We start from the raw sequence: 23,058 nt of genomic DNA, 5'->3' as shown, positions 1-23,058 counted from the left end.
GAAACTGTGACTTCCGGACCAAATGGCCCATTCTCCCAACCCGGCTCCACCGCCACCAAACGGCGGCGCAGCCCGCTGATAGCAACCCTCATTGTGGTTGCTGTCCTGGTGATCGGGTTCGTGTACTTCTCCCAGGTCTACGCCGACGTGCTGTGGTACAACCAGCTCGGTTTTCTTGAGGTGTTCGTAAAGGAGAACCTCACCCGCCTCGGCCTGTTTGCCGCGGCGTTCCTGGTGATGGCGGCGTGCGTCTTCTTCAGTATCCGGGCAGCCTACTCCTCGCGTCCGATCTATGCGCCGGACAGCTCCATGCAGGACAACCTGAACCGCTACCAGGCGCAGCTTGAGCCGGTCCGGAAGCTGCTCATGATCGGTATCCCTGTCGTGGTCGGCGGATTCGCCGGCACTGCGGCGATGGCGATGTGGGAACAGACCCTGCTCTTCTTCAACCGGCATGACTTCGGGCAGACTGACCCGGAATTCAACATGGACTACAGCTTCTACCTCAACACGCTGCCCTTCGTGGGCTTCGTCGTCGGGTTCCTGATTTCCGTCGTCGTCATCAGCGGTATTGCAGGACTGCTCACGCATTACCTCTACGGCGGCATCCGGCTCGAGGAAAAGGGTATCTTCGTCAGCCGGCCGGCGCGGATCCATATTGCCGTCATCGCGGCTTCCTTCCTGCTGCTGCAGGCAGTGAACTTCTGGCTGGACCGCTACAACACCCTCCAGAGCACCTCCGGCGCCTGGACCGGCGCCCTGTACACCGATGTGCACGCCGTCATCCCGACGAAGGCCATCCTGGCTGTGGCGTCCGTGATCGTTGCCCTGCTGTTCATCGTCTCGGCCATCATCGGACGGTGGCGCCTCCCCATCATCGGCACGGCCATGCTGGTCATCACGGCGATCGTCGCCGGCGGTGTGTACCCCTGGATCGTTCAGCGGTACCAGGTTATTCCGTCAGAGCAGACACTTGAGCGCGAGTACATCCAGCGCAACATCGAACTTACCCGCGAAGCCTACGGCCTCTCGGACACCGAAGTGATCCCGTACGACGCCACTGTCGACGCGAACGCCGGTGCGCTGGCAGCAGATGCCGGAACCACCTCCAACATCCGCCTGCTGGACCCGAACGTCGTCTCTGACGCCTTCGGCCAGCTGCAGCAGTTCCGCCAGTACTACCAGTTCCCGGAAAACCTCAACGTCGACCGTTATGACGTGGAAGGCGATGTCCAGGACACCGTGATCGCGGTGCGCGAACTGAACATCGGCGGCGTCCCGACCGGCTGGGTGAACGAGCACGTCCTGTACACCCACGGCTACGGCGTGGTCGCTGCCCGCGGCTCCACCGTCCAGCCGGACGGCAAGCCCAGCTTCATGGAGTCCGGTATCCCGTCCACCGGTGTGCTCGGGGACTACCAGCCCCGCATTTACTTCGGCGAGTCTTCCCCTGACTACTCCGTCGTCGGCGCCCCTGAGGGCACTGATCCGGTGGAAATCGACCGTCCGCAGACCGGCAATTCCGCGGACGATTCGCAGACCACGTTCGACGGCGAGGGTGGCCCGAGCATCGGCAACATCTTCAACCAGCTGGTTTACGCCATCAAGTTCCAGTCCACAGAACTGCTGCTCTCCGACTTCGTGAATGAAGAGTCGCAGATCCTCTACGACCGGGACCCCCGCGACCGTGTCGAAAAGGTCGCTCCGTACCTGACCGTCGACGGAAATGCCTACCCGGCGGTCGTGGACGGACGCGTGAAGTGGATCGTGGACGGTTACACCACCAGCAGCCACTTCCCGTACTCCACCCAGCAGGAGCTTGCCTCCGCGACCACCGACTCGCTGACCGGCGGCGGCTCCCAGGCCCTGCCCGCGGACCGGGTCAACTACATCCGCAATGCCGTCAAGGCCACCGTCGATGCGTATGACGGATCAGTCACCCTGTATGCCTGGGATGACCAGGATCCGCTGCTCCAGGCCTGGCAGGACGTTTTCCCGTCCACGCTGAAGCCCTACAGCGACATGTCAGCGGACCTGATGGCGCACGTGCGGTACCCGGAGGACCAGTTCAAGGTCCAGCGCGAGCTGCTTGGCCGTTACCACGTCACCGACGCTGACTCCTTCTACAAGAACGACGACGCCTGGTCTGTCCCGTCGGACCCGACGCGGACGAACTCCGACGTCAAGCAGCCCCCGTATTACCTGTCCCTGCAGATGCCGGGCCAGGAGAAGGCCGCCTTCTCGTTGACGACGCCGTTTATCCCGTTCGTCGCTCAGAACGGCGAAGCACGGAACGTGCTCTACGGATTCCTCGCTGCCGACGCCGACGCCGGCACCGGGACCGCGGGGGAGAAGGCAGACGGCTACGGCAAGCTCAGGCTCCTGGCGCTGCCTACGGATACCGCTGTGCCCGGCCCGGGCCAGGCCCAAAACCGGTTCAACTCTGATCCGACCGTTTCCAACGCCTTGAACCTGCTGCGCCAGGGAGCATCGGAAGTCATCAACGGCAACCTGCTCAGTCTCCCGGTCGGCGGCGGCATGCTCTACGTGCAGCCGGTCTATGTGCAGTCTTCGGGAGCATCGTCCTACCCGACGCTGCAGCGCGTACTGGTGAACTTCGGTGAGAAGGTCGGGTTCGCGCCAACACTGGACGAAGCACTGAACCAAGTGTTCGGCGGCGATTCCGGCGCAGTCACCGGCGACCAGGAGAACGTTGGCAACACCCCGGATACCGGAACCGAAGTGCCGGGGGGAACCACGGCACAGACTGACCTGACAACCGCGCTGGCCGATGCCGGTGCAGCCATCCAGGAAGGCCAGGACGCCCTGGCCAGCGGCGATTTCGCGGCCTACGGTGCAGCCCAGGACAAGCTGAACGCGGCTATCCAGCGGGCTATCGCAGCGCAGGACAAGATCGCCGGCGGCGCTGCCGCCGGTGCCGCCCAGGAAGAGGGCGCCAGTGGTGAAGGCTCCGGTGAGTAGCTGATTTGCGGCTCCGCCCCGCGGCCGGTACAGTTGATACCACGCCGCGGGGTGGAGCAGTTCGGTAGCTCGCTGGGCTCATAACCCAGAGGTCGCAAGTTCAAATCTTGCCCCCGCAACCAAGAAAATCCCCGTCCGGGTTCCGGACGGGGATTTTGCTTTTTCCCAGCACTGTTTTTCGGCAGGGGCTCCTGCCGGCTGTGCCCTGCTGCAGACGGTGCCCAACATCCGGTGTCCGATCTTCCGGCCGAACCCGCTGCAGGCCTGCGGGAGCCACTACACTCGCTGCATGACTGCCCGCCGCAGCGGCAGGCCGCACGGAAAGACCTGGAGCGGGCCGGAGGCAGACCCGGACCGCGGGGAAAGCGCCCTGCAGAAGCTGGACCGCAACTGGACAGACCTGCTGCAGGAACTGCGCGTGCTGCAGACCGGCATCCAGATCCTCACCGGTTTCCTGCTGACGCTTCCGTTCCAGGAACGCTTCACCACTCTTACCCCGGCCCAAACCGGAATCTATCTGGCCCTGGTCGTTCTGTCGGTGCTGGTGACGGCGGTGCTGATGTCCACGGTGGTAATGCACCGCTCCTTTTTCCAGCGCCGGATCAAATACGATCTGGTCCGCAACAGCGACCAGCTGCTGCGCTGGACCCTGGTCCTGGTGGGACTGATCCTCATCGGCACCGTAGGGCTGGTGTTCGACATCGTGCTCGGTGGCTGGGGAGGCCCGGTGGCCGCCGCGGCAGCCGCCGTCGTCCTTGCCGGTCTGTGGATCGTGCTGCCGCTGGCCGGCCGCAGCCGTGCTCTGCAGCGCGGCGGGGGCACTGACCCGGGAGAAGAAACCCCGGCCGGGTAACAGTGCGGAAAAACCAGCAGGCCGGCACCCGGTCCGGGGCCAGCCTGCTGGATAACGCCGCTGTGGTTAGTTCTGCTCGATCGCAGACTGGCTGGCGGACTGGTTCGAAGCCGAGGCCTTCAGGGCTGCCAAGCGGGCTTCAACCTCGGTCTGCTCGCCGAGATCCTCCAAGGACTCAAACTGGGCGTCCAGGCTGGACGCAGCGAGTTCGTTGGCGCCGCGCACCTTGGCCTCTTCGCGGCGGATCTTCTCTTCGAAGCGGCCGACCTCGGAGGTGGGATCCATCACGTCGATGCTCTTGATGGCGTCGTGCATCTGGTTCTGTGCGGCGGCGTTCCGGGCGCGGGCGATGAGCTCGTTGCGCTTGGACTGCAGCTGCTGGAGCTTGTCCTTCATCTGGGTCAGGCCGGTCTTGAGGCGCTCGACGATTTCTTCCTGAGAAGCGATCGTCGGCTCGGCGCCGCGTGCTTCGCTCTCAGCAGCCATCTGGCGCTGAATCGCGACCTTGGCAAGGTTGTCGAACTTCTCTGCGTCCACGGTGTTCCCGCCGGAGCGGAACTCGTCCGCCTTGCGGGAGGCCGCGAGGGCCTTGTTGCCCCAGTTCCGTGCGTTCTCCAGGTCTTCGTTGTAGTCGTCCTGGAGCATCCGCAGGTTGCCGATGGTCTGGGCGACGGCGCTCTCTGCTTCGGCAATGTTGTTGCTGTAATCGCGGACCATCTGGTCAAGCATCTTCTGGGGGTCTTCCGCCTGGTCCAGGAGGGCATTGATATTGGCCTTGGCCAGTGTGGCGATCCGTCCGAATATTGACTGCTTTACCATCTGTCTGCCTTTCAAACGCTGGGGTTGTGAGTTGTGCTGTTACCAGCCTGTCAAAAATCTTGGCTGCAGCCTAGAAATTTCCGCCGGAGGAACCGAAGCCCCCACCGCCGCCGCCGAAGCCGCCTCCGCCGCCCCAGCCGCCAAAACCGCCGCCGCCCCAGCCGCCTCCGCCGCCATGGGAGCCGCCGCGGAGGATGGAATCGATCAGGATGCCGCCCAGGATGGCCCCGCCCAGCCCGCTGCCGCCGCCGCGTCCGCCGTACATACCGCCGCCACCGCCCATACCGCCCATTCCGCCGAACCCGTCGACATCCTGGCGGGCCATCTCGGATGCCTGCGCTGCCAGCGCATTGGCCTGCTGGGCGTAAGCGAGAGCACTGACCGGGTCTGAGGACTGCACGGCGATGGCCTGCTGCAGGTTGCGTTCCGCTTCGGCGAGCCGGGTCCTCGCCCCGCTGCCGACGCCGCCGCGGCGGGCGCGGATGTAGTCGGAGGTCCCCGCGATCTGTGCCTGCGCCGACATGATCGTGTGCTGCAGGGCGTCGCGGGCCCGGCGTTCCTGTTCCTGCCGGTCGCGGAGCCCCTCCAGCGCCGCATCGAGCTGGGCGTTGGAGGACTCAAGCCGGCCGAGGAGGTCCACCGGATCGTATTTGCCGCGCCGGGCGCTTTCAACGGCGTCCAGCGCCTGTTCGACGCCGGCAATCGGGCCGGCCAGGGCGCTCTGGGCGCCGCTCTGGGCAAAGGCCCGTGCCTGCGCCAGATCCTGCCGTGCGTCGGCTACCGCCCGGTCCAGTTCCGAGGCTGCGGTGTCCAGCCCCGCCCCGGTGCGGTCAATGGCATCAATGAGGACATTCGCCTGATGGAGGCTTTCCTCGGCGGCCCGGACGGCCAGCACCGCTGCGGAGGTGTCTGCGCTGCTGAGCTTTTCTTCCGCGGTGGCCGCGGCGTTCTCCACGAAGGCCAGCCGCTCGGTGGCCTGTTCAATGTTGTCCCGCACCTGGACCAGGGCGGAGTCGCTGTACCGGGTACTGAGTCCGTTCAGGGCCGCCTGGGCGGAGTCCAGCCTGGCCGCGGCGGCGCGCGCGGATTCCTGCGCCGAAGCGAGTGCATTCGGTGCGTTCTTCTCCAGCTCGCGCAGCGCATCGAAGTCTTCCTTGTGCGCCTGCAGCGAATCGTTGACCGCTTCGCAGCGGCGGATGATGTCCTTGAGCCAGGTGCGCTGCTGCTCCTCGGTATCCGGAATCTCGTCGTCGAGCTGCTGCTGCATCTTGAAGGATTCACCCATGTGGGCACGGGCGACGGCGAGGTCGTCGGTAAACGTCGATACGGCGTCGTCCCCGTACTGGGCTGCGGCGAAAGCGAGTTCCTGCTCGCTGGATTTGATGGCGTCATCTGCCGCAATGAGCAGGCTCCCGGCACGCTTGCGCAGCTCTTCCACGCTCATGGCATCCAGCGGATCCTTCGGCGCAGCGTCCTGTGCCCGCGGCAGCGCGCCGCGTTTCCGCGAGCGGCTGCGGACCAGCGCAAAGACAGCGAATGCTCCGACAAGCACGATGCCGGCGGTGATGAACGCGGGGAGCAGGCTGCTGCCGCCGGTGGAGATTTCCCCGCTGCCGCCCTCGGCAATGTCTTCCAGGGACTTGGTGGCGTTGACAGCGGAAGCCGCCCACTGTTCGGAACTGATGTTCTGGACGCCAAGCAGCGGTTCCTGGGCCGCCTCAATTATCGCGTTGCGCTTTTCCTGAGTGAGTACCGACTGGTCTCCGGTGGAGACCTCAAGCTTGCGTTCGACGGTTGCGACGCTCAGCAGGGCTTCTTTCGACCCCATGCCTTTTTCCGTCACGACGTCCTCTGCCCAGGCACTGGCATCCGAGGGATCGGTGAAGCTGTCCACATACACGACGTAGAGGGTGTAGCCACTGCTGCGCTGCACGTCCGTGATTGCCTGCTGGACTTCGCCGGTGCTGCCGCCCAGGGAATCGTTGGTATCCACCAGATACTGCCCGGGGGGAATGCTCACGGGAGGGTCCGCGTGGGCCATGGACGGAGTCAGCACCGCCAGCGCACTCAGAGCCAGCACGGCCGCAAACCGCTTCGTCCTCAACCGCATAAAAAATCCCTTGTGTGTTTTGAACTTGTTTGTCTCTGAACTTGTCTCTGCGCCGCGTCTGGTGGTGCTGGGCTCTGCCGGACGGATTGCATTGATTCTATGGGTGGCCAGAGCACCCGTCCACCACGAAACCGTATCCCATGGAGCTGGACGCTTGCCCGGAGATACCACGGCTGACTAGGGGAGACGACGGCGGTCCGGCGGCCAACCGCTGCCACAGCCGTTCGGCAAACTCCCAGTAACCATCCAGACTTCTCCAGTCTGCATCACAGACTCCCCTGTCATAGTGGATGGGTCGATACTTGTGGGTAAACCGAATTCTCGAAAGGACGGCCCATATGACTGAGCACTATGGGGGCAGCGAAGGCACACAGCGGCCTCTGCCTCCCCGTCCGCCGGCACCGCCGTCTTCCAGCACCCCGGCAGGGGACGCGCCGGAGCCTGCGGCGACCGAAACAACCCGGCTTCCCGCCGGCGGCGGCGCTCATCCCGACCCGGGAGGGAATAGCGGGCAGGCAGCCTGGACGGCGCAGCAGGCACCCGGCGGGATGCCGGCCCAGTCCGCGTCGCAGCCTGGCACTTTCGGCACTCCGGGCTCCGGTCCGCAGCAGGGATACGGCGCCCCCTATCCATCGGATTCCCCGGGCAGCACCTATTACGGCGGGGGCCACGGGAATACAGGCCTGCCGCCCGCAGCAACGGAACGGCGCCGTTACGGCACCGGGACCTTGGTGACGGCGATGCTGGTAGCCGGCCTCCTCGGCGGCGGTGTGGCGGTCGCGGCAGACGCGGCGCTCAACGGCGGCAATACGGCCGCTGGAACCACAGGCCAGTCCCAGACCGTGGTGGTCAACGATCATGAGAGCGTTAACGCCGTGACTGCCGCGGCGGTAAAGGCCTCTCCGAGCGTGGTGACCATCGAGGTCTCCGGCTCCGGCAGTTCCGGCAGCGGCTCCGGGATCATCCTGGACGATGAAGGGCACATCCTGACGAACACCCACGTGGTGACGCTCGGCGGCACGGTTGCCAGCCCCTCCATCGAGGTGCAGACCGAAGACGGCCGCGTGCTTTCCGCAACGGTGGTCGGCACCGACCCGCTGTCCGACCTCGCCGTCATCAAGGTGGACGCACCGGACCTGACTCCTGCCTCGCTGGGGGACTCGGGCGATTTGAACGTCGGAGACACCGTCATCGCCATCGGCGCACCGCTGGGACTGGCAGGCACGGTCACCGATGGGATCGTCTCCACCCTGAACCGGACCATCAGCGTTCAGTCATCAGCCGCACCCGAGTCCAACACGGATTCGGCACCGGAGGACGACGGCTACGGGTTCCGGTTTGCACCGCCGGACGGGTCCTCGCAGAACCAAAGTTCGGCCTCCTCATCGATCTACCTGAACGTCATCCAGACTGACGCGGCGATCAACCACGGAAACTCCGGCGGAGCGCTGGTGAACTCCGACGGCGAAGTCATCGGTGTGAACGTTGCGATCGCTTCGGCGTCCTCCAGCAGCACCGGAGAAGACAGCGGGAGCATCGGCGTCGGGTTTGCGGTTCCCGCCAACTACGCAAAACGCGTGGCTGAGGAAATCATCGCCGACGGATCCGCGAGCCACGGTTTCCTGGGCGTCTCGGTAACGCCGGCCACCGGGTCGGGCTCGTCCTCCTTCACCATCGGTGCAGCGATCGCCGACAATCCGGCGAGCGGGACACCGGCCGCCAACGCAGGGCTGCAGAAGGGGGACATCGTGACATCCGTGAACGGAATCCCCATCACCGATGCGCAGTCCCTGACCGCAGCCATCCGGATGCAGGCTGCCGGCAGCAAGGTCAACATTGACTACGTCCGCAACGGCCAGACCGCCAGCACCAGCACCACGCTGGGTGACTCAGCCAGCCAGTAGCTGCCCGGCCCGCGCACCGAGCACGACGCCGGCGCAACAGAAAGACGCAGGCGCAACAGAAACTGGTCCGGCCCGCTGTGGGGATGAATCCATCTCCGCAGCGGGCCGGAGCCATGTTCCGGCAGCTGCGGCCAGGGGTGGTACCCCCTGAGGGGGAGTGCCGGGACTACCCGGAGGGAACTTTCACCGGAGCGCGCCGGGCCCTGGCATTCGAGCCCGGCGCCGGCGTGTGATTAGCTTTAAACTGTCGCCGCCGATGCGCGGGGGAATGCCGGAATCCCACCGGCGGAATCGTCCTACAGGAAAGGCCGGAATGCAGGAGTCAGCCAACAGGCCGCTGAACATCGTCGTTTTGGTTAAACACGTCCCGGACACCCAGTTTGATCGTCAGCTGGCTGGCCCGGACCACACACTTGACCGTTCCGAGAGCATCCTCTCCGAGCTGGACGAATATGCCCTCGAAGCCGCGCTCCAGCTGGCTGAGGCACGCGGTGGAGAAAAGGGCGGCAACACCGTTACCGCCGTTGCGATGGGGCCGGCGGCCGCGGTGAATGCGGTGAAAAAATCCCTTCAGATCGGCGCTTACAAGGGCGTGCATCTGCTGGATGACGGTCTCGCCGGATCCGATGCCGCCGGCACCTCCCTGGCCCTGGCCGCCGTCGTACGCCATCTGGACAACACTCAGGGACCCGTTGACCTGGTGATCACGGGAATGGCGTCCACCGACGGAGAGACCTCCCTGGTTCCGGCGCAGCTCGCCGAGCGGCTGTCGTTTGCCCAGCTGACCTTCGCCGCGGAGCTGGAAGCGGTGGATACCGCGTCCGGTCCGGTGCTGCGTGCCCGGCGCGACGGCGACTCCTACTCCGAGACGATCGAGGCGCCGCTGCCGGCCCTGGTTTCGGTGACGGACCAGGCCAACGAGCCGCGCTACCCGAACTTCCGCGGAATTATGGCGGCAAAGAAAAAGCCTATTGCCGTGCTCTCGCTCCAGGACATCGGGCTGGAGGCGTCCCAGGTGGGACTGGCCGGGTCCTGGACTTCAGTGGCCGCGTCGGCACCGCGCCCGGCGCGCGGGCAGGGCACCGTCATCAACGACGACGGGGATGCCGGCATCAAGCTCGTGGACTACCTCGCTTCGCAGAAACTCATCTAGCACGTCCGCTCAGGCGCTGCCGCGCCCGCACCCCCAAGGAGGGCGCCCCATGGGCTCCGTTTTGGTCTTCATCGATGTTCCGTCCCTGCCGCTGCCGCGGGCGGCCCGCGAGCTGCTGGCTATCGCCGCCTCGATAGGTGACCCGGTGGTCGCCTCACCCCGCCCGCTGTCCGAGGAAACCGCCGCGGAACTGGGCAGGCACGGTGCCGTGGAACTGTACGAGCCTGCCCAGCCGCTGCCCGATGTGCTGGTCGCTGCCAAAGCGGCGTTCCTCGCCGAAGCGGTCCGGGCAGCCGGGCCCGTGGCCGTGCTGCTGGGCAATTCCTTCGAAGACCGGGAGGTGGCGGCGCGGACGGGTATCAAGCTCGGTTCCGGCGTTATTACCGACGCCGTCGCCGTCGCACCGGATCTCTCGGTCACCAAATCGGTGCTGGCCGGGTCTTTCACGTCGACCTGCCGGGTCGAGACCGGGGTTCCGATCATCACCATCAAGGCGAACTCGGTCGAACCGGCGTCGGCCGGGGACAACGCCGGACCGGTGCGCAGCCTGGTCACCGTTCCGGAAACCGGTCCGGCGGCAACCGTGACCGGACGCTCCGAGAAGCGTGTGAGCGGACGTCCGGAGCTGTCCGAAGCCCGGGTCATCGTGGCCGGAGGCCGGGGCGTGGACGGCGACTTCGGACCGCTTGAGGAGCTCGCCGACCTGCTGGGAGGCGCCGTGGGAGCCTCCCGTGCAGCCACGGACGCCGGCTGGATCGAGCATTCCGCGCAGGTGGGCCAGACCGGCAAGACGGTCTCTCCCCAACTGTACATCTCCGCCGGTATTTCCGGCGCGATCCAGCAGAAGGCCGGAATGCAGACCGCCAAGGTGATTGTGGCCATCAACAAGGATTCCGACGCACCCGTTTTCGAGATCGCCGACTTCGGGGTGGTGGGTGACCTGTTCTCCGTGCTGCCGCAGGCCGCCGAGGAAATCCGGCGGCGCCGGGCGTGACGGTTTTTCCGGCTGAAATAAAGGTGCAGCGGGTTCTCGCCTTTGCTGCGCACCCGGATGACATTGATTTCGGGGCAGCGGGAACGCTGGCGGCGTGGGCTGCGCAGGGCGCCGAGGTTTCTTACTGCGTGATGACTGACGGAGACGCCGGCGGTTTTGAACCAGGGGACCGCGCGGGCGTGAGCGCACTGCGAAACAGCGAGCAGCGGGCCGCTGCGGACATCGTTGGCGCCGGCCAGCTGCATTTCCTGGGCGAACGCGACGGATTCCTGGAAGTGGGCCACGAGGTCATCGGCCGGACGGTGGAGCTGATCCGCCAGGTCCGGCCGGACGTTGTGCTTGCCATGCACCCGGAACGGAACTGGCCGCGGATCCAGGCCAGCCACCCGGACCATCTGGCCTGCGGTGAGATCGTAACCCGGGCGGTCTACCCGGCCGCGGAGAACCCGTTCGCCTACCCTGAACTCGCAGCGCGCGGGCTCGAGGCCTACAAAGTACCGTGGCTCTGGTTCTACGGTGCTCCCCGGGAACGGGAAAACCATGCCGTGGACATCACCGCGGAGCTGGACCAGAAGCTCGCCGCCATCCGGGTGCACGCCAGCCAGCATCCGGACATCGAGGGTATGGACGCCTCCGTCCGCGGTTTCCTGCAGGAAAATGCCCGCCGGCATGGTCTGCCGGCAGGCAGCAGTGCGGAGGTTTTCCACGTGGTGGGCGTGAACACACCCTCCACCATTGCGGGTTTCTAGCTCCCGCCGGACCTACGGTTTGAGCGCTGTGACGATCAGCGTGTCTGCGTTCAGCGTGTAGTCCGGGCCGAGCTCGGCAAGGAAACCGTCCCGGACCCGCCGCAGCGCGTCCGGGTCTCCGGGCAGCAGCATCCGCAGGGCACTGCCCAGCACCAGGGACCACGCCAGCTCGGAACTGAGCTGCACCGGAACCGGAGTATGCACGGCCTTGACCTGTTCAAGGCCCAGGCCCTCCAGCCAGGCGGTGGCCTTCTCCGGTGTGTTAATGCGCATCATGTTCTCCCGGGCGGCTGCGGTGGGAACTTCGATGTGCCCGCCTTCAGCAGCACAATGCCGGAAGAGGGCGCTGGAGAACTCCGTCAATGACCCCTCGGCCCAGGTGCTCAGCGCCAGCCTGCCGCCGCTGCGAAGCAGCGAGACGAGGTGGTGCACTCCGGCGTCCATGTCCGGCAGGAAAAAGACGGCGTAACCGCAGAGCACGGCGTCGTACTCGGTTCCGGGCTGCCATTCCAGGACATCCGCCTGATGAAGGGCAACATTTTCCAGGGACAGGGTTTCTGCCTTCGAACCCGCCACAGCCAGCAGGTCCGCTGAAATATCCACGCCGTCGACTATCGCGCCGGGACCGGCGCTCTGCGCTGCCGGAATGGTGATCGCACCGCCGCCGCAGCAGGCATCGAGGACGTTGTCCCCGACCCGCACATCCGCCGCCGCCACCAGTGCGTTGCCCATGGGGTTCCACAGGGACGGAGCCAGGCGCTCGAAATCCGCGGCACCGGAATCAAAGGTTGGTGCTAGGGGGTGCTGCTCGGGCATGGTGTCTCCTTCGGCTAGAGCTGGGCTCCTGCGAAGCCCTGCTGACGCCAGGCTTCGTAGACAGCTATGGAGGCGGAATTCGCCAGGTTCAGTGAACGCAGGGAAGGCAGCATGGGCAGCCGGACCCTGGCAGTCACGTGCGGATCGTTCTTGACCTCCAGCGGCAGGCCGACCGATTCGGGTCCGAAGAGCAGGACATCGCCGGGCCGGTACTCGATATCCGTATAGCTGGTTTCGCCGTCCGAGGTAAACGCGAACACCCGGTCCGGCTGGAGAGCCGCCCACGCCGCTTCCAGGTTCGGATGGACGTGCAGCACGGCAAGATCGTGGTAGTCGAGCCCGGCGCGGCGCAGCTTGGAGTCCTCCAAGTCGAAGCCCAGCGGCTCCACCAGGTGCAGTTCGGCGCCCGTGACAGCGGCCAGCCGGATGGCATTGCCGGTATTGCCCGGAATTTCAGGGGTATGGAAAAGGATGCGGAACACCTCCTTATCCTATGCCCGGCCGGCTACTGCGCAGACGCATCGATGAGGGCACCGAGCACGGGGAGCAGGACCGTGTTCGGGGCCGGCCCGGTACTGAAGAACCGTCGCAGGTCCCTGGCGAGGGTACCCGGGTTTACAACGTCAACCGGTGCGGACCCGGGAAGGTCCGGCGGCGAATCGATGACGGGCTCGAAAGGATTGTTGTTCGGGCTGTGCAGGACCAGCCAGCCGCAGACATTGAACTCAGGGAACCGGTCCTGCAGGGTGCGCACAGCATCCGCGAGCCGCAGGGAGCCGACAGCGTGACCGCGGTGCCGCAGCACCGTCCCGTCCCAGTAGTATCCGCCGGGGGAGGACATCAGGGAATCCACCACCGCCATCCGGTAACCGCCCAGGAGCACATGGCCCACTTCGAGGGTTCCGCCGCGCGGCCCGGAGTCCGGTATCCGCAGGTTGTTGACGAGCCGGCCGGCCGGATAATCGGGCAGCAGCGAATTTGAGAGCAGCCCGATAGTGCGGTTTTCGGCGTCGAACCGTGAGCCGGCAGAGGAACCCAGGCGCTTGAACAGTCCCGGCCTTTCCGGTTGTCCGGTCACCTGGCGGCCCAGCAGGGACAGCGGAATGACGGGTGGATGCTGCGGGCTGAAATCGGGTTCAAAGACCGGCGGCCTGCCAAAGTCCGGATTAGCGGCCGGCCGGCCGGCCGGCGAGGTGCTGTGGGTCGGCGCAGGCCGCACAGGGGAACTTCCAGCGGGACGTCCGGTGCTCCCGGCCCGGACCAGCCGCAGGTCGTAGGCGGCCCGCTGTGCGGGATTGGAAAGCACCTGGTAGGCCTCGGACACCAGATGGAAGCGCTCGCTGCTGCCGCCGTGGTCGGGATGGGTGTCCCGGGCGGCACGGCGGTAGGCGGTCTTGATCTGCTCGGCAGTGGCCGACGGAGCAACTCCCAATACCTGATACAGCGTTTGGGCTGGGGGAGTCACTGCTGTTCCTTTCGGTAACCCTGCCGGGCACTGGTATGCCGAAGCGGCGCGCCCCATGGAAACTCTTGACGGCGAAGGGAACGCTGCCGCGGCCGGTGGGGTCCGCTGGCCGTGGAAAATAATTCTAGCCTCAGGGCAGGCACCTCAGGTTCGCCTGGACGGCAGGGAAATTTCCCGGCCCGGCCGGCAGCGGCCCCAGCCGCCCCGGCCCCGCCTTGGTCCTGTCCCTGCCCCGTCCCGGACCGGGACACGTTTTTAGGCACGTCCCTGCTCAGAGGGCTGGCCAGGGGGCTGGCCAGGCCCCCTGGCCAAGGGGCTGCGGACCGGAGGCGGACGCGCGGCAGCCCAGCCGTTAGAATTGGTAGGTGCCCGTGTACCTTGACCACGCGGCGACCACGCCGATTTCGGCTTCGGCCCTCGCCGCACTCACCAGTGAACTAAGCCGCAGCGGCAACCCCTCCTCGCTGCACGGCTCCGGCCGGCGTGCCCGGATGGTGGTGGAGGATTCCAGGGAATCCCTCGCCGCGGCCCTGGGCTGCCACCCCTCCGAAGTGATTTTCACCTCCGGCGGCACCGAAGCGGACAACCTGGCAGTCAAGGGACTGTACTGGAGCCGCCGCGGAGCGGATCCCAAGCGGGCCCGCATCCTTTGCTCACCCGTGGAACACCCCGCCGTGCTGGACACCGTGGAATGGCTCGAGAAGCACGAGGGCGCCACCGCTGTGTGGCTGCCGGTCGACGGCGACGGCCTGGTGTCCCTGGACGCAGTCCGGAACGAGCTGGAACAGCACGCGGATACCACCGCGCTGCTGACAGTGATGTGGGCCAATAACGAGGTTGGCACACTGCAGGACATTCCGGCGCTGACTGCCCTGGCCCACTCCTACGGTGTTCCGGTCCACTCCGATGCCGTGCAGGCTTTCGGCGCGGTGCCGGTGAACTTCCGGGAATCCGGTCTGGACACCATGGCCGTCAGCGGCCACAAGATCGGCGGGCCGGTGGGCGTGGGTGCCCTGGTGGTCGGCCGGGCCGTTCAGCTCACTCCGGTACTTCACGGCGGCGGACAGGAACGGGACATCCGCTCCGGAACGCTGGATAAACCCGGTATCGCGGCGTTTGCCGCCGCTGCCCGGGAAGTGACCGAGAATCTGCCGGAGGAAAGCGCCCGCCTGCGCACGCTGCGCAATCACCTGATTGCCGCCGTCGAACGGGTGGTCCCGGACGCCGTCCTGCGCGGGCCGCGCGACGACGAGGACGGCACCCGCCGCCTCCCCGGCAATGCGCACTTCACCTTCCCCGGCTGCGAGGGTGACTCCCTGCTTTTCCTGCTGGATCTGGCGGGGGTGGAGTCCTCCACCGGCTCGGCCTGCACGGCCGGAGTTCCGCGGCCCTCGCACGTCCTGCTGGCCATGGGACTCACTGAGGCGGAAGCACGCGGTGCCCAGCGGTTCAGCCTGGGGCATACATCCACGGCCGACGACGTTGACGCATTAATAGACGCCCTGCCCGAAGCCTATGAACGGGCCAAAAAGGCCGGCATGGCGGGCAGCGAAAGCAGCATACGAACAGCAGGGACAGGTTTTACTTCATGAAGGTTTTGGCAGCAATGAGCGGCGGAGTCGACTCCGCCGTGGCCGCAGCACGGGCAGTTGAAGCCGGGCACGACGTCGTCGGGGTCCACCTGGCGCTGTCCCGCATGCCCGGGACACTGCGCACCGGCAGCCGTGGCTGCTGCACCATCGAGGATTCCCGCGATGCGTGGCGCGCGTGCGACATTCTGGGCATTCCCTACTACGTCTGGGACTTCTCGGAGCGTTTCAAGGAAGACGTGGTGGATGACTTCGTGGCGGAATACGCCGCCGGGCGCACCCCGAACCCGTGCATGCGCTGCAACGAACGGATCAAGTTCGCCGCGCTGCTGGAAAAGGCGCTGGCACTGGGCTTCGACGCGGTCTGCACCGGGCACTACGCCAAGGTCATTACCGACGCCGACGGCAATCCGGAGCTGCACCGCGCAGCTGACTGGGCGAAGGACCAGTCGTACGTGCTGGGTGTCCTGACCCACGAGCAGCTCAAGCACGCCATGTTCCCGCTGGCCGATACCCCGTCCAAGGCCGAAGTCCGGGCCGAGGCTGAGCGGCGTGGCCTCTCCGTGGCGAACAAGCCGGACAGCCACGATATCTGCTTCATTCCCGACGGCGACACCCGGGGCTGGCTCGAGGAACGCATCGAGATGAGCGAGGGCGAGATCGTGGACCCGTCGGGGGAGACGATCGGTACGCATCCCGGGGCAAACGCGTTTACGGTGGGGCAGCGCAAGGGCCTGAAGCTCGGCCGCCCGGCAGCCGACGGCAAGCCCCGCTTCGTGCTGGAGATCCGGCCCAAGGAAAACAAGGTGATTGTTGGTCCGGAGAAGCTCCTGAACATCGACCAGATGCGCGGCATCAAGGTCTCCTGGGCGGGCCTGCCCATCCGCGAAGTGGAAACCGGCGAGGTTTTCGACTGCACTGCGCAGGTCCGGGCGCATGGTGACCCCGTTCCTGCGACAGCGTGGATGGAAGCCGGCGAGGGCGGGCGCAGCGAACTTGTGGTGCGCCTCAATGAGCCGATGCGCGGTGTCGCCCCAGGCCAGACAGTGGTGATCTACCAGGGCACGCGCGTGCTGGGACAGGCGACGATCGACTCCGCCCGGTCGCTGGAATGGGACCCCACCGCGGTCTCCTAGCCCTCCAGCAGCTGCGGGCGCTAAGCGTAACCTGGAAACCTGCGGTGCCTCCGGGACCCTAAACTGGAGGCATGAGTGAAAAGTCCGCCGACGAATTTGACCCCGAGGCCAGCTCCCTTTCCGGGAAGGTAGCCGATGAGGTGATGGCCGAACTGCTGGCCATGCGCAGCAGTATCGACAATATCGATGCCACCCTGGTCTATCTGCTGGCGGAGCGTTTCAAGGCAACCCAGCGGGTGGGGCACCTGAAAGCAGAGCATCATCTGCCTCCTGCCGATCCTGGCCGGGAAGTAGCCCAGATCGCCCGGCTTCGGCGGCTGGCCGAGGACGCGCACCTTGATCCGGCCTTCGCGGAGAAGTTCCTGAACTTCATCATCAGCGAAGTCATCCGGCACCACCAGGCTATTTCCGAGACCCGCAACGGCGGAAGCAATGCAGCGGGAGCCTGAACCGGAATCAGCCGCCGGCACGGACGCCGGTCCGTCGGGAGTCACCGCCACCGGGCCCGGCGGCTGGCCGGGAAGCGATCCCGTGGAGGCTGCGAAGATCATCCGCGGGGAACTCGGGGATCCGCATCTGCCATTCCTGATGGAGCTCCCGCAGCGGGGAATCGGTGCCGACCCTGTGGGACGCACAGCGGCGATGCTCGTCGAACTTCCCGTTGATCTGCAGCCCCACGGCTGGCGGCTGGTGGACCGGCCCGGCATTGACCACCGCCGGGCAGTCTCCCTGCTGTCCCGCGACATCAATGCCCTGGCTGACGTCATTGGTGGCGAAGAGGACCCCGGGCGCCGCCTGGCAATCCCGCTGCAGGGTCCGCTCTCGCTGGCTGCCGGCCTGCACCTCCACAACGGGGAGCGGGCCCTGGCCGACGCCGGCGCCCGCCGGGAGATTGCCGAATCACTGGCTGCCGGGGCGGCGGCCTACGTGGGCCGGGTCAAGGAAATTGCCCGCGGCGCATCCATCGTGGTCCAGCTGGACGAACCGCACCTGGACAAAGTCCTGGGCGGGCGGATACCCACAGCCAGCGGCTACCGGACACTGCGTTCCGTCCCGGCGCAGGAAGCCTCTCTTCTATGGGCCATGCTCCGTGAAGCCCTGGCCGCGGCCGGTGCCTCCGGCGTCGTCCTCCGCCTTCCCTCCGCAGGGCATGGGCAGCCGAAATCCGGGCTTGACCTGGCCCTGGGATCCGGTGCCGACGGCGTCGCCCTGCCGCTGGGCGGTCTGGGCGACCGGGACTGGGAAGGCATCGCGGAAGCCGTCGAGGCCGGGAAACAGGTGTGGCTTGGGGCGCTGCCGCTGCCGGCAGCGGGGGAAGAACCCCGCCAGGTGACGGCGCTGGTGGAGGACGTTACCCGACCCTGGGCCCGGATTGGGCTGCCGCTGCGGGATCTGCCGGCGCTGCACCTTACTCCCGCCGGCGGCCTGGCTGACCTGTCGCCTGCCACGGCGCGGCGGGTGCTGGCCCGGCTGACGCAGACGGCCTCAGCGCTGGACCAGCTGGCGGCGGAGAGCTAACAGCACAGCCGCGGCCGGGCTAGAGCCGCCGCTCCCACTTCTCCGGCGTGGCATCCGGTGGCAGTCCGCCGTCGAAATCCCGGTACTCGTAGGTGAAGCTTCCGTCATAGACGAACACCGTGCCGAGCTGCCGCTGGCGGACCAGCGTGCGGATCCGGAACCGTCCGGTCTCCTCGTCCCACCACTGTTCGGCATGGGCGTCGGCACCCGCCAGGACAGGTACCGGTACGCGCAGGCGGCCCAGGAACAGACGGGTGTGCGGGGAGTGCATGTGCAGCCGGCCGTCCCCGGAGACAGAAAGTTCCAGGTCAGTGGCGAGGTTCCGGCGGCGGCCGACATAGTCGGTGAGCCCCGCCGGGGAGGTCAGGGAGGTAGTGTCCTCGAAGACGCGTTCGCCGCGGTCGAACCGGAAGGTCCGCACCGCGGTCAGCGATGATCGGCCGAATGGGTCAAGATGCGCGAAATTGCGGATCGTGAAGGGGACACCGCGGCCGTAGTCGGGGAAAAACGCGTTCCGGACGGGAAGGCCGGCCAGTACCGGCCGGAGCGCCGGACGCGGGCATCCCGCGAGGTCGAAGGAACCCGTGCCGAGGCCGTAACGCCCCTGCTCCGGGGAGAGCGAAAAATAGTCCTGCAGCTCAGGCTGCAGTCGGCCGAAATCGGCGCCCAGAACCCGCTGGTAGAGGGACCCGTCAGTCATGGCTCCACCCTACGCTGCTAGAGCCGTCCGGAAGCCTTGAGCCGGATATACATGTCAGCAAGTTTCGGCGGCAGTTCATACGGCGTCTCGTCCACCACCTCGGCCCCCATCGACTTGAGCTGCGCCGTGACCGCGGCCCGGTCCAGCAGCGCCCGCTCGGCTGCCGCAGCCCGGAAGACATCAGCGGCGCTCCCGCGGGCGGAGCGCAGCTCATCCAATGCAGGGTCCCGCACCGAGGCAATGACGACGACGTGTTTGGCCAGCAGTGCGGGCAGGACGGGCAGCAATCCTTCCTCCACGGCACCGGCGTCCAGCGAGGTAATCAGCACCACCAGGGAACGGCGGGAGGAAACGGACTGGACGACGCCGGGCAGGAGGGAAAAATCCGCTTCGATCAGCTCCGCTTCCAGGGGAGCCATGGCGCTGGCCAGGCGCGGAAGGAGGTTGCCCTTTGCCGCTGAAGCCACCCGGGCACGCACCCGGCGGTCAAACGCGAGAAAATCGACGCGGTCTCCGCCGCCGTGCGCCAGCATGCCCAGCAGCAGGGCCGCTTCGATGCCGGTGTCGAGCCTCGGCTCGTCCAGGATGCGGGCGGCGGAGGTCCGTGCTGTGTCCAGGCAAAGAATGACCCTTCGGTCCCGTTCGGGACGCCAGGTGCGCACCACCGTCTCCTGCCGCCTCGCCGTGGCCCTCCAGTCGATGGAACGGACGTCGTCGCCCCGGACATAGTCGCGCAGGGAGTCGAATTCCGTTCCGGCGCCGCGCAGCTGAACTGAAGCGTTTCCATCCAGCTCGCGCAGCCGGCGGAGTTTCGCGGGCAGATGGCGCTTGGAACGGAAGGGTGGCAGGACACGAAGCGATCCCGGGTACGGGATGGTCCGCTGCCGGGCAGCGATGCCCAGGGGGCCAAAGGACCGGAGGGTGACGTGCGCCGTGCGCAGTTCCCCGCGGCGTTCGGGCCTGAGCGTTCCTGCGGCGAGCCTGGCCTCACCCGGCGGGACGGTGAGACGCCGGACAGGGTTTCCCTGCCCGGCCGACGGCTGCCAGGCATCGCGGATCAATGCGTGCATGGTTCTGCCCGAGCCGTTGCGGACCACGAGCGGAGCGGGGATCTCCTCACCAAACCGGGCGCTCTCCGGCAGCTGCCGTTCCAGGCGCGCCCGCAGGGGGGAAGCAGCAAGCGCCAGGTCCAGGGCTGCCGCAGCAGTGAGCAGCCCCAGCCAGAGCAGGATGGTTCCCGTCCCGGGGAAGAGGACCACCGCGGCGGCACCCACCGCGGCAAGGAGAACGAGGCGGCCTGAGACAGCCATCTGGGGCGCCGCCTACCGGGGGACCGGGACGGTGGCGAGGATGCTTCCCAGGACATCGTCCACGCTGACCCCGTCCATCTGTGCTTCCGGACGCAGGGCCACACGGTGGCGCAGAGCAGGAAGCGTGAGCGCCTTGACGTCGTCGGGAGTGGTGAAAGTGCGGCCGGACAGCCAGGCCCACGCCCGGGCAGTGTTCAGCAGTGCGGTGGCACCGCGCGGTGACACACCAAGCTGGAACGACGGTGCGGACCGGGTAGCCCGGACCAGATCGACGATGTAGCCGAGAACTTCCGGGGACACCTCGACCCGGGACACCGCGCTCCGCGCTTGGCGCAGGTCCGCTTCACCGGCCACGGGACGAACGCCGGCGGCGGCCAGGTTCCTGGGATCGAAGCCGCTTCCGTGCCGCCGGATGACTTCGATTTCCTCTTCGCGGCCGGGCAGGTCCAGCGTCATTTTGAGCAGGAACCGGTCCAGCTGGGCTTCCGGCAGCGGATAAGTGCCCTCGTATTCCACCGGGTTCTGCGTGGCAGCGACAATGAACGGGTCCGGAAGCGGGCGGGACACGCCGTCGACGGAGACCTGGTGCTCCTCCATGGCTTCGAGCAGCGAGGCCTGGGTCTTCGGGGGAGTGCGGTTGATTTCGTCGGCCAGCAGGATGTTGGTGAAGACGGGGCCCTCGCGGAAGCTGAACTCCGATGAGCGCCCGTCATAGATCAGTGAACCGGTGACGTCGCCGGGCATCAGGTCGGGAGTGAACTGCACCCGTTTGGTGTCCAGGGACAGCGCAGCCGCCAGCGTCCGGACCAGCAGCGTCTTCGCCACCCCGGGAACGCCCTCCAGCAGCACATGCCCCCGGGCCAGCAGGGCGATGATCAGGCCCGTCACCGCCGCGTCCTGGCCGACCACAGCCTTGGCAACCTCCTGCCGGACACTGTGCAGGGCACGGCGGGCATTCTCATCGTGCTCCGACACACCGCTGCCGACGTGAACCGCGCCGGATGCGGCGCTGTACTGCTGGGTCATGATTCGGTTATCTCTTCCTCTAAGGCGAGCAGTTCCTGTGACCAGATCACCAGGGCGCTGTCGGTTGCGGGTATGGAGCGGTTGAGCAGGTTATCCAGGTCGGCGGCGGGACGTCCGGTGGCCCGCGCTGCGGCTTCCACCACGGCCCCGGTGCTGCTTCCGGGACCAAGCCGCAGCCGCGCGGCCAGCCGGGTGAGGGTTGCTGCCCGCAGGTTGGCCGCGGCCTGGTCCAGCGCCCGGCTGTCCTGGTAGAGCCGGGCCCGGCCATCCGCCGTTTCCGAGGCCCGTACAACAACGGGCATCGGTTCCAGCGCCAGCGGTCCCAGCCTGCGGCCACGCCATAAGGCGGCGAGGGCCGCGACCACGAGTATCCAGGCCAGCAGCGGGTTCACCCAGCCCGGGAGCAGCGAGAGCGGATCGGCGGGGGCTGCCCCGGCCGGGATGTCGCCGGCTGTTGGGAGGTACCAGACCAGGGTCCCGGTGCTGCCCAGTGTGTGCAGGGCCAGGGCAGCGTTTCCGCTGCCGGTGATGGTCTCATTGGCCAGCAGGCCGGTGTAGCCCAGTACCGTCTCCGTACCGTCCAGGGAGCCGGCGTAGAGTCCGGCGGGCGGACCGTCACCGGTGACGGGGAAACAGGTAACCGGACCGCGGTAGGCCAGGCCGCCCGGGGTAACACTTCCGGCGGCCTGGGCAGCAGGGTCCGCGCAGCCGGCCGGAAGTGCGGCATTGCTGTCCAGGACGTCCTGGGGAATCAGGCCGGCCTGGGCGATGTCCGGAGCGAGCTGCGCCAGCTGCGCGAATGTCGGTTCCACCAGAACCGTTTTCGCTGCTGCGGTCCCCAGCTCGGCGAGCTGGCCGCGGTCCAGGTATTCGTTGGGATCGAACAGCAGGAGCGTCGCGTCACCGGCCTGAAGTCCGGCCATGGCTGCGGCATGGTCATCGGCCACAACGACGTCGACTCCCTGGTCCTGCAGGACCCTGGCGAGGGCCTGCGCGCCCATCGGTGCTGGATTCCCGGCGGAGAGTGCGGCCCGGTCATCACCGGAACCCCTCACCAGCCCCAGCACAACGGTGGCTGCAAGGACCAGCGCGAGGATGATCCAGAGCCGCCAGGCCCGCAGCTTCCGGCGCAGCCTGCCCGGCCCTGCTGCAGCCGGCGCCGATACCTGATCCGGGGTCTGCAGTGTTTCGCGGACCGGCGGCCCTCCGGCTGTGGGCGCAGGCAGTCCGGCGCCCACCTTCCCGGGGCTCACTTCGGCACCGCCAGGTACGGCGCCTGGCCGGCGCCGGACGCCGGTTGGCTCTGCAGAAGAAGGGAATCGAGTTCCTGTGCCCGTCTGGCGTCTTCGGCGCCGGCACGCCCGTTTCCGTAACGTACTTCGTCGAAGCGGCGGCTCAGCCACAGAATTTCATCTGCAGTGGCCGGAAAGACGGAGCTGAGCGCAGAGCCGGCCTCGTAGGCGGTCCGGCCGGGACGCCGGTCCAGGATGACCCGTTCCTCCGCAGTGCGGAGAACAGCGCGCAGGCGTTCCGCGAGGGCGGTGTCCCAATCCCCGTCTGCAGCGGCTTTCTCTGCAAGCCGGCGGTGGACTGCAGCGTCCTGCTCGGGAGTGGACTCCTCAAACAGGCCGGGCCGCCGCCGCCTCGCGTTGAGGCGGGGCCTGATCACCAGGACCGCCAGTGCAAGGACCAGCAGGGCACCAAGACCCAGCAGGAGGACCCCGGCGGTTGGACCTACGCCCTGGATGCCGGAGAGAACATCACCGAGCCATTCCAGGACGGTTCCGAGCAGCTGTTCAGCCAGTCCGGGCCGGGCCTCCTGGTACTCGCCTTGGGACAGCTCGGTTTCGAGCCAGCTGCGGGCCTCGTCAGCACCGGGAGCCACCGGTATCTCAAACCGCACCGGCAAGCCGGCGGAGATGTGGACGATCATG

20 protein-coding genes and 1 tRNA gene are annotated in these 23,058 nt (G+C 67.0%); 11 read left to right on the top strand and 10 right to left on the bottom strand.

Annotated elements, in window-relative coordinates; all coding sequences use genetic code 11:
• The first annotated feature begins 75 nt into the window (after positions 1-75).
• From ArtHe_RS09595 to ArtHe_RS09585, 3 genes are all read left to right on the top strand, one after another.
• Complete coding sequence (locus ArtHe_RS09595; protein ID WP_248319736.1) at positions 76-2,982, top strand: UPF0182 family protein; 2,907 nt, start codon at positions 76-78, stop codon at positions 2,980-2,982.
• 45 nt (positions 2,983-3,027) lie between these two features.
• Positions 3,028-3,104, top strand: a tRNA-Met gene (locus ArtHe_RS09590).
• A gap of 167 nt (positions 3,105-3,271) precedes the next feature.
• Positions 3,272-3,835: a DUF6328 family protein gene (locus ArtHe_RS09585; protein WP_248316602.1), complete on the top strand. Its 564-nt coding sequence runs from the start codon at positions 3,272-3,274 to the stop codon at positions 3,833-3,835.
• Between the two features lie 66 nt (positions 3,836-3,901).
• Here the strand turns inward: ArtHe_RS09585 and ArtHe_RS09580 are convergent, their stop codons facing one another.
• Together ArtHe_RS09580 and ArtHe_RS09575 are read right to left on the bottom strand one after the other, a co-directional pair.
• On the bottom strand, positions 3,902-4,654 hold the full coding sequence (locus ArtHe_RS09580; protein ID WP_248316601.1) for a PspA/IM30 family protein: 753 nt from the start codon (positions 4,652-4,654) through the stop codon (positions 3,902-3,904).
• A 70-nt stretch (positions 4,655-4,724) separates the two neighbouring features.
• Positions 4,725-6,674: a TPM domain-containing protein gene (locus ArtHe_RS09575; RefSeq protein WP_349238346.1), complete on the bottom strand. Its 1,950-nt coding sequence runs from the start codon at positions 6,672-6,674 to the stop codon at positions 4,725-4,727.
• Positions 6,675-7,102: 428 nt separating this feature from the next.
• On the opposite strand from ArtHe_RS09575, the gene ArtHe_RS09570 reads away from it, so the two are divergent.
• The 4 genes from ArtHe_RS09570 (at position 7,103) to ArtHe_RS09555 (ending at position 11,564) form a co-directional block, all read left to right on the top strand.
• Positions 7,103-8,668 carry a trypsin-like peptidase domain-containing protein gene (locus tag ArtHe_RS09570; protein ID WP_248316599.1) on the top strand — a complete coding sequence of 522 codons (1,566 nt, stop codon included), beginning with the start codon at positions 7,103-7,105 and terminating at the stop codon, positions 8,666-8,668.
• A 313-nt stretch (positions 8,669-8,981) separates the two neighbouring features.
• Positions 8,982-9,821: an electron transfer flavoprotein subunit beta/FixA family protein gene (locus tag ArtHe_RS09565; protein WP_174522103.1), complete on the top strand. Its 840-nt coding sequence runs from the start codon at positions 8,982-8,984 to the stop codon at positions 9,819-9,821.
• A 49-nt stretch (positions 9,822-9,870) separates the two neighbouring features.
• Positions 9,871-10,815, top strand: coding sequence for an electron transfer flavoprotein subunit alpha/FixB family protein (locus ArtHe_RS09560; RefSeq protein ID WP_248316598.1), 945 nt, complete (start codon positions 9,871-9,873; stop codon positions 10,813-10,815).
• Complete coding sequence (locus tag ArtHe_RS09555) at positions 10,812-11,564, top strand: PIG-L deacetylase family protein (RefSeq protein ID WP_248316597.1); 753 nt, start codon at positions 10,812-10,814, stop codon at positions 11,562-11,564. Before ArtHe_RS09560 ends, ArtHe_RS09555 begins: the two co-directional genes overlap by 4 nt.
• A 12-nt stretch (positions 11,565-11,576) precedes the next feature.
• Here the strand turns inward: ArtHe_RS09555 and ArtHe_RS09550 are convergent, their stop codons facing one another.
• The 3 genes from ArtHe_RS09550 to ArtHe_RS09540 are packed head-to-tail and all read right to left on the bottom strand — an operon-like array spanning position 11,577 to position 13,845.
• Positions 11,577-12,380 (bottom strand): class I SAM-dependent methyltransferase, encoded by an 804-nt coding sequence (locus ArtHe_RS09550; protein ID WP_248316596.1) that lies wholly within the window; start codon positions 12,378-12,380, stop codon positions 11,577-11,579.
• Positions 12,381-12,394: 14 nt separating this feature from the next.
• Positions 12,395-12,862: a tRNA (cytidine(34)-2'-O)-methyltransferase gene (locus ArtHe_RS09545; protein ID WP_248316595.1), complete on the bottom strand. Its 468-nt coding sequence runs from the start codon at positions 12,860-12,862 to the stop codon at positions 12,395-12,397.
• Positions 12,863-12,885: 23 nt separating this feature from the next.
• Positions 12,886-13,845, bottom strand: coding sequence for a J domain-containing protein (locus ArtHe_RS09540; protein WP_248316594.1), 960 nt, complete (start codon positions 13,843-13,845; stop codon positions 12,886-12,888).
• Positions 13,846-14,210: 365 nt separating this feature from the next.
• Here ArtHe_RS09540 and ArtHe_RS09535 point away from each other — a divergent pair, with 365 nt between their 5' ends.
• From ArtHe_RS09535 to ArtHe_RS09520, 4 genes are all read left to right on the top strand, one after another.
• Positions 14,211-15,437: a cysteine desulfurase family protein gene (locus tag ArtHe_RS09535; protein WP_066295646.1), complete on the top strand. Its 1,227-nt coding sequence runs from the start codon at positions 14,211-14,213 to the stop codon at positions 15,435-15,437.
• Entirely contained in the window at positions 15,434-16,570 is a 1,137-nt protein-coding gene (gene mnmA / locus ArtHe_RS09530; protein WP_282568675.1) for a tRNA 2-thiouridine(34) synthase MnmA, read from the top strand. The genes ArtHe_RS09535 and mnmA overlap by 4 nt, the downstream gene beginning before the upstream one ends.
• A 71-nt stretch (positions 16,571-16,641) precedes the next feature.
• Positions 16,642-17,019: a chorismate mutase gene (locus ArtHe_RS09525; RefSeq protein WP_066295642.1), complete on the top strand. Its 378-nt coding sequence runs from the start codon at positions 16,642-16,644 to the stop codon at positions 17,017-17,019.
• A complete protein-coding gene (locus tag ArtHe_RS09520; RefSeq protein ID WP_248316592.1) occupies positions 17,003-18,088 on the top strand; it encodes a hypothetical protein in 1,086 nt (361 codons plus the stop codon). Before ArtHe_RS09525 ends, ArtHe_RS09520 begins: the two co-directional genes overlap by 17 nt.
• 19 nt (positions 18,089-18,107) lie before the next feature.
• Here ArtHe_RS09520 and ArtHe_RS09515 read toward each other — a convergent pair whose 3' ends face one another.
• From ArtHe_RS09515 to ArtHe_RS09495, 5 genes are read right to left on the bottom strand one after another with little or no spacing between them, the layout of a single operon-like run.
• On the bottom strand, positions 18,108-18,788 hold the full coding sequence (locus ArtHe_RS09515; RefSeq protein ID WP_066295640.1) for a DUF4166 domain-containing protein: 681 nt from the start codon (positions 18,786-18,788) through the stop codon (positions 18,108-18,110).
• Between the two features lie 17 nt (positions 18,789-18,805).
• On the bottom strand, positions 18,806-20,098 hold the full coding sequence (locus ArtHe_RS09510; protein WP_248316591.1) for a DUF58 domain-containing protein: 1,293 nt from the start codon (positions 20,096-20,098) through the stop codon (positions 18,806-18,808).
• 12 nt (positions 20,099-20,110) lie between these two features.
• Positions 20,111-21,124 (bottom strand): MoxR family ATPase, encoded by a 1,014-nt coding sequence (locus ArtHe_RS09505; RefSeq protein ID WP_066295638.1) that lies wholly within the window; start codon positions 21,122-21,124, stop codon positions 20,111-20,113.
• A complete protein-coding gene (locus tag ArtHe_RS09500; protein WP_066295636.1) occupies positions 21,121-22,377 on the bottom strand; it encodes a DUF4350 domain-containing protein in 1,257 nt (418 codons plus the stop codon). Before ArtHe_RS09500 ends, ArtHe_RS09505 begins: the two co-directional genes overlap by 4 nt.
• Positions 22,374-23,057: a DUF4129 domain-containing protein gene (locus ArtHe_RS09495; protein WP_248316590.1), complete on the bottom strand. Its 684-nt coding sequence runs from the start codon at positions 23,055-23,057 to the stop codon at positions 22,374-22,376. Before ArtHe_RS09495 ends, ArtHe_RS09500 begins: the two co-directional genes overlap by 4 nt.
• Between the last annotated feature and the right edge of the window lies 1 nt (position 23,058).

Origin of the sequence: Arthrobacter sp. Helios, assembly GCF_023167125.1 — a bacterium.
GTDB lineage: Bacteria > Actinomycetota > Actinomycetes > Actinomycetales > Micrococcaceae > Arthrobacter_B > Arthrobacter_B luteolus.
The sequence above is the reverse complement of the archived record's forward strand: the minus strand, read 5'-3'. Positions and strand labels throughout refer to the sequence as shown.

Bases quoted from the DNA above. Each gene is read 5' to 3' on its own strand.
- ArtHe_RS09515 (WP_066295640.1), bottom strand. From the start codon at position 18,788: ATGACTGACGGGTCCCTCTACCAGCGGGTTCTGGGCGCCGATTTCGGC.
- ArtHe_RS09560 (WP_248316598.1), top strand. From the start codon at position 9,871: ATGGGCTCCGTTTTGGTCTTCATCGATGTTCCGTCCCTGCCGCTGCCG.
- ArtHe_RS09585 (WP_248316602.1), top strand. From the start codon at position 3,272: ATGACTGCCCGCCGCAGCGGCAGGCCGCACGGAAAGACCTGGAGCGGG.
- ArtHe_RS09495 (WP_248316590.1), bottom strand. From the start codon at position 23,057: ATGATCGTCCACATCTCCGCCGGCTTGCCGGTGCGGTTTGAGATACCG.
- ArtHe_RS09520 (WP_248316592.1), top strand. From the start codon at position 17,003: ATGCAGCGGGAGCCTGAACCGGAATCAGCCGCCGGCACGGACGCCGGT.
- ArtHe_RS09580 (WP_248316601.1), bottom strand. From the start codon at position 4,654: ATGGTAAAGCAGTCAATATTCGGACGGATCGCCACACTGGCCAAGGCC.
- ArtHe_RS09510 (WP_248316591.1), bottom strand. From the start codon at position 20,098: ATGGCTGTCTCAGGCCGCCTCGTTCTCCTTGCCGCGGTGGGTGCCGCC.
- ArtHe_RS09570 (WP_248316599.1), top strand. From the start codon at position 7,103: ATGACTGAGCACTATGGGGGCAGCGAAGGCACACAGCGGCCTCTGCCT.
- ArtHe_RS09505 (WP_066295638.1), bottom strand. From the start codon at position 21,124: ATGACCCAGCAGTACAGCGCCGCATCCGGCGCGGTTCACGTCGGCAGC.
- ArtHe_RS09525 (WP_066295642.1), top strand. From the start codon at position 16,642: ATGAGTGAAAAGTCCGCCGACGAATTTGACCCCGAGGCCAGCTCCCTT.
- mnmA (WP_282568675.1), top strand. From the start codon at position 15,434: ATGAAGGTTTTGGCAGCAATGAGCGGCGGAGTCGACTCCGCCGTGGCC.
- ArtHe_RS09565 (WP_174522103.1), top strand. From the start codon at position 8,982: ATGCAGGAGTCAGCCAACAGGCCGCTGAACATCGTCGTTTTGGTTAAA.
- ArtHe_RS09550 (WP_248316596.1), bottom strand. From the start codon at position 12,380: ATGCCCGAGCAGCACCCCCTAGCACCAACCTTTGATTCCGGTGCCGCG.